The sequence below is a fragment of the Roseomonas sp. TAS13 genome, assembly GCF_001950415.1.
Classification (GTDB): Bacteria; Pseudomonadota; Alphaproteobacteria; order Acetobacterales; family Acetobacteraceae; genus Roseomonas; species Roseomonas mucosa.
Genome location: NZ_BDLP01000372.1, coordinates 1 through 4167, shown reverse-complemented (window position 1 = coordinate 4167; position 4167 = coordinate 1). Strand labels below are relative to the sequence as shown.

The window sequence follows — 4167 nt, the reverse complement described above, 5'->3', positions numbered from 1 at the left end:
GCCAGAGCGCCACCGGGGCGGAGCGGCGCCCGGCGGAGATCACCAGCGCCGGCGCGCCTTGGCGCAGTTCCGCCTGTGCCGCCGGCGCGAGCCCGGCCAGGGTCGGCCAAGGCCAGGGGATGCGCGCGAGGGGGCCCCAGGCGAGCGGGACGGTGCGGAAGGGCTCGCCCAGCCGTTCCTCCAGCCGCTCCGCGATGCCCAGGGCCTGGGCCGCCGTGCCGGCGCGGGGATCGGCCAGCACCCAGATGCGGGGCGCCGCCATGCGATCGGTCATGGACGGGACACGGCGCGGAGGCTAACCCACGCCAGATCAGGAGAACCACGCATGACTGCCCGACACGCCTCTGACTGGGACCGCGATGCCGCACTGACCACCGCGCGCATCCTCTTGGAGATCAAGGCGGTCAACTTCCGGCCCGAGGAGCCTTACACCTTCACCTCCGGCTGGAAGAGCCCCGTCTATATCGATTGCCGCCGGATCATCTACTTCCCCCGGGCCCGCCAGAAGATCTGCGAGCTGGCGGTGGAGAAGATCGGCCGCCACATCGGCTACGAGACCATCGAGGCCGTGGTGGGCGGCGAGACCGCCGGCATCCCCTATGCCGCCTGGATCGCCGACCGCATGATGGCGCCCATGGCCTATGTGCGGAAGAAGCCCAAGGGCTTTGGCCGCAACGCCCAGATCGAGGGCGACGTGCCCGAGGGCAAGCGGACGCTGCTGGTCGAGGACCTGACCACCGATGGCGGCTCCAAGATCCGCTTCACCCAGGCGCTGCGCGACGCGGGCGCGATCTGCGACCACACCTTCGTCGTCTTCTTCTACGGCGTCTTCCCGGGCGCCTTCGACACGATGAAGGAGATGAACCTCAGCCTGCACCACCTCGCCACCTGGTGGGACGTGCTGGAGGTCTGCCGCGAGCGCCCCTATTTCGAGGAAAGCGCGCTGCGCGAGGTCCGCAAGTTCCTGGAGGACCCGGTGAGCTGGTCCGGCGCGCATGGCGGCGTGAGCAGCGCCGAGGAAGCCAAGGCGCTGATGAAGGCCAAGACGGAGGGCTGAAATCCCGGGACGCCGCCCAAGGGGGCGGTGTCCCCTTCCCCCCCAGGGGCGCGCGCGCCGAGTTCCAAAACCGGCCGCCTTGTGTTGGAGTCCGCGGACAGCACCGGAAGCAGGGAGCCGACACCTCTTGGGCCAGGACCACGCAGAGCCGCCGCCACGCCCCGCCGCCCGCCACGCGGGCCGCCGTTCGCTCCTCCGCGCCTCGCTGCTCTCGCCTCTCGTTGCTCCCCTGGGCCTCGCCCCCTCCGCACGGCCTGCCCGGGCGCAGGGTGCGCGCGACAGCCTGACCATCGGCATCACCCAGTACCCTTCCACCCTGCACCCGAACATCGAGAGCATGATGGCCAAGGCCTATGCGCTCGGCTTCGTGCACCGCCCGCTGACGGCCTACGGGCCGGACTGGAAGCTCCAGGCCCTCGGCTGCGAGACCCTGCCCAGCCTGGAGAACGGCCTTGCCGCGCTGGAAACCACGCCCGGGGGCAAGCCGGGGATGCGCGTCACCTGGCGGCTGCGGGAGGGCTGGCTCTGGGGCGACGGCACGCCCGTCACGGCGGAGGATTTCCGCTTCGCCTGGGAGGCCGGGCGCAGCTTCGAGACCGGCTTCGGCAATGCCGAGTTCTACCGCAGCGCCTATGAGTTCCTCGCGCCCGATCCGCGCACCGTCACGCTGCGGTTGGACCGGCTGTCCTTCGACTATGGCTCGGCCGGGAATTTCGTGCCGCTGCCGGCGCATCTGGAACGTGCCCGCTGGGAGGCCGACCGGCGCAACTACCGCTCCCGCACCCTCTACGACACGGACAGCACGAATCCCGGCCTCTGGTGCGGCCCCTACCGCGTCACGGCGGTGCAGCCGGGCAGCGGCCTGACGCTGGAGCGCACCGAGCACTGGAACGGCCCCGCCCCCGCCTTCCGCCGGATCCTGCTGCGCGCCGTCGAGAACACCGCGGCGCTGGAGGCGCAGCTCCTGGCCGGGCAGATCGACATGGTGCCGGGCGAGATGGGCTTCCCGCTGGAACAGGCGCTGGCGCTGGAGAAGCGCGAGTCCGGTCGCTTCCGCCTCTTCACCCGCCCGGGCCTGGTCTGGGAGCATATCGACCTGCGGCTCGACAACCCCGTGCTGGCGGACCGGCGGGTGCGGCAGGCCCTGCTCTGCGGCATGGACCGCGCCCGCATCGCGCAGACCCTCTATGGCGGCCGCCAGCCCCTGGCGCGCAGCGCCGTGCATCCGGACGACCCGATGTACGGCGCGGAGACGCCCGACTGGCCCTTCGACCCGAAGCGCGCCCAGGCGCTGCTGGAGGAAGCCGGCTGGAAGCCCGGACCTGGCGGCATCCGCGTCCATGCGGGGGGCGAGAGGCTGAGCCTGGAGTTCAACACCACCGCCGGCAACCGCGCGCGGGAACAGGTGCAGCAGATCGTCCAGGGCATGTGGAAGGCGATCGGCGCCGAGGCCCGCATCCGCAACGAGCCGCCGCGCGTGCTGTTCGGCGAGACCCTGTCGCAGCGCCGCTTCACCGGCGCCGCGCTCTTCGCCTGGGTCAGCAGCCCGGAGAACGTGCCCCGCAGCACCCTGCATTCCAGCGAGATCCCCATCGCCGAGCGCAACTGGTCGGGGCAGAACTATCCGGGTTTCCGGGATGCGGAGATGGATGCGCTGCTGGAGGCGCTGCCGCAGGAGCTGGACCCCGCGAAGCGCAGGCCGCTCTGGGCGCGGCTGCAGGCCATCACCGCCACGGAGCTCCCGGCCCTGCCGCTCTGGCACCGGGCGGAGGCGCATGTCTGGCCGCTCTGGCTCTCGGGGGTGGAACCGACCGGGCACCTGAACCCTTCCTCCCTCTGGGTCACGGGCTGGAAGGCGGGCTGACCCCGTGCTTCGGCTGATCGGCTGGCGCCTGCCGCAGATGGCGCTGTCGCTGGCGCTGCTGTCCCTGCTTGCCTGGCTGGCGATCGGGCTGATGCCGGGCGACCCGGTCTCGCTTGCCGCGCTGAACGACCCGCATCTCACCGCCGAGGATGTCGCGCGGCTGCGCGCGCTGCACGGGCTGGACCAGCCGCTGCTGCTGCGCTGGTGGGCCTGGGCGCAAGCGGTGCTGCGGGGCGAGTTCGGCTATTCCCGCCTTTATGCCCGCCCGGCGGCGCAGATCCTGCTGCCGGCCCTGCGATCGACGCTGGAACTGCTCGGCGCTGCGCTGCTGCTGTCCGCCGGGCTCGGCGTGGCGATGGGGATGCTGGCGGCGCTGCGCCCGCGCCTCGCCCCGGCGGTGGAGGCGGTGGCGATCCTGGGCCAGTCGGTGCCCGTCTTCTGGCTCGCCATCCTGGCCATCCTGCTCTTCGCGGTGCGGCTCGGCTGGCTGCCGGCGGGCGGCACGGCGGAGGCGGGCTGGCCGGCGGAATGGCGCTTCGCCCTGCTGCCGGTGGTGACGCTGGCCTTCCATGGCCTCGCCGCCTATGCGCGGCACACGGCGGCGGCGATGCGGGGCGTGCTGGGGCAGAACTTCATCCTGGCGGCGCGGGCGCGCGGAGCGGGCGGGGCGCGCATCGCCTGGACCCATGCCTTCCCCAATGCTGCCATCCCCGTGCTCGTCATCGCGGCGGTGGATGTGGGGGCGCTGGTCTCCGGCGCGCTGGTGACGGAGACGGTCTTCGCCCGGCCCGGCATGGGCAAGCTGCTCTACGACGCGGTGATGGGCAACGACTACAACCTCGCCCTTCTCGCCCTGTTGCTGGTGGCACTGGTGACCATGCTGGCGACGCTGGGCGCCGACCTGTTGCAACAGGCGCTGGACCCGCGCCTGCGTGGGGAGGAGCCGCGATGATCCGCTTCCGCCTCGGCCTCGTGCTGCTGGTGGCGCTGCTCCTGCTGGCCCTGCTGGCCGGGGCGATCAGCCAGGCCCTCGGCCTCGATCCGGAGGCGCAGGACCTCCTCGCGCGCTTCGCGCCGCCCTCGGCGGAGCATCCCCTCGGCACGGACGAACTGGGGCGCGACCTGCTGGCGCGGCTGCTGGCCGGGGGGCGGGTCTCGCTCGCCGCCGGGCTGGCCACCGCCCTGCTCGCCACGGCGCTGGGCACGGGGATCGGGTTGCTGGCCGCCTGGCGCGGCGGCTGGCTGG

At 72.6% G+C, this 4167-nt stretch carries 3 protein-coding genes and 2 pseudogenes; 4 read left to right on the top strand and 1 reads right to left on the bottom strand.

Going from position 1 to position 4167, the window contains the following annotated elements:
- Nucleotides 1-262 (bottom strand): annotated as a pseudogene (locus ROTAS13_RS20375) (ELM1/GtrOC1 family putative glycosyltransferase); the annotation flags it as partial.
- Nucleotides 263-325: 63 nt separating this feature from the next.
- Between ROTAS13_RS20375 and ROTAS13_RS20370 the strand changes: the two are divergent.
- The 4 genes and pseudogenes from ROTAS13_RS20370 to ROTAS13_RS20355 form a co-directional block, all read left to right on the top strand.
- A complete protein-coding gene (locus ROTAS13_RS20370; RefSeq protein ID WP_019460095.1) occupies nucleotides 326-1057 on the top strand; it encodes an orotate phosphoribosyltransferase in 732 nt (243 codons plus the stop codon).
- Between the two features lie 127 nt (nucleotides 1058-1184).
- The gene (locus ROTAS13_RS20365) at nucleotides 1185-2921 is read left to right on the top strand and encodes a peptide ABC transporter substrate-binding protein (RefSeq protein WP_075823246.1); all 1737 of its coding nucleotides are present in this window, start codon (nucleotides 1185-1187) and stop codon (nucleotides 2919-2921) included.
- A gap of 4 nt (nucleotides 2922-2925) precedes the next feature.
- Nucleotides 2926-3873 carry an ABC transporter permease gene (locus ROTAS13_RS20360; protein WP_075823245.1) on the top strand — a complete coding sequence of 316 codons (948 nt, stop codon included), beginning with the start codon at nucleotides 2926-2928 and terminating at the stop codon, nucleotides 3871-3873.
- A pseudogene (locus ROTAS13_RS20355) lies at nucleotides 3870-4167 on the top strand (ABC transporter permease); the annotation flags it as partial. The gene ROTAS13_RS20360 and the pseudogene ROTAS13_RS20355, both read left to right, overlap by 4 nt.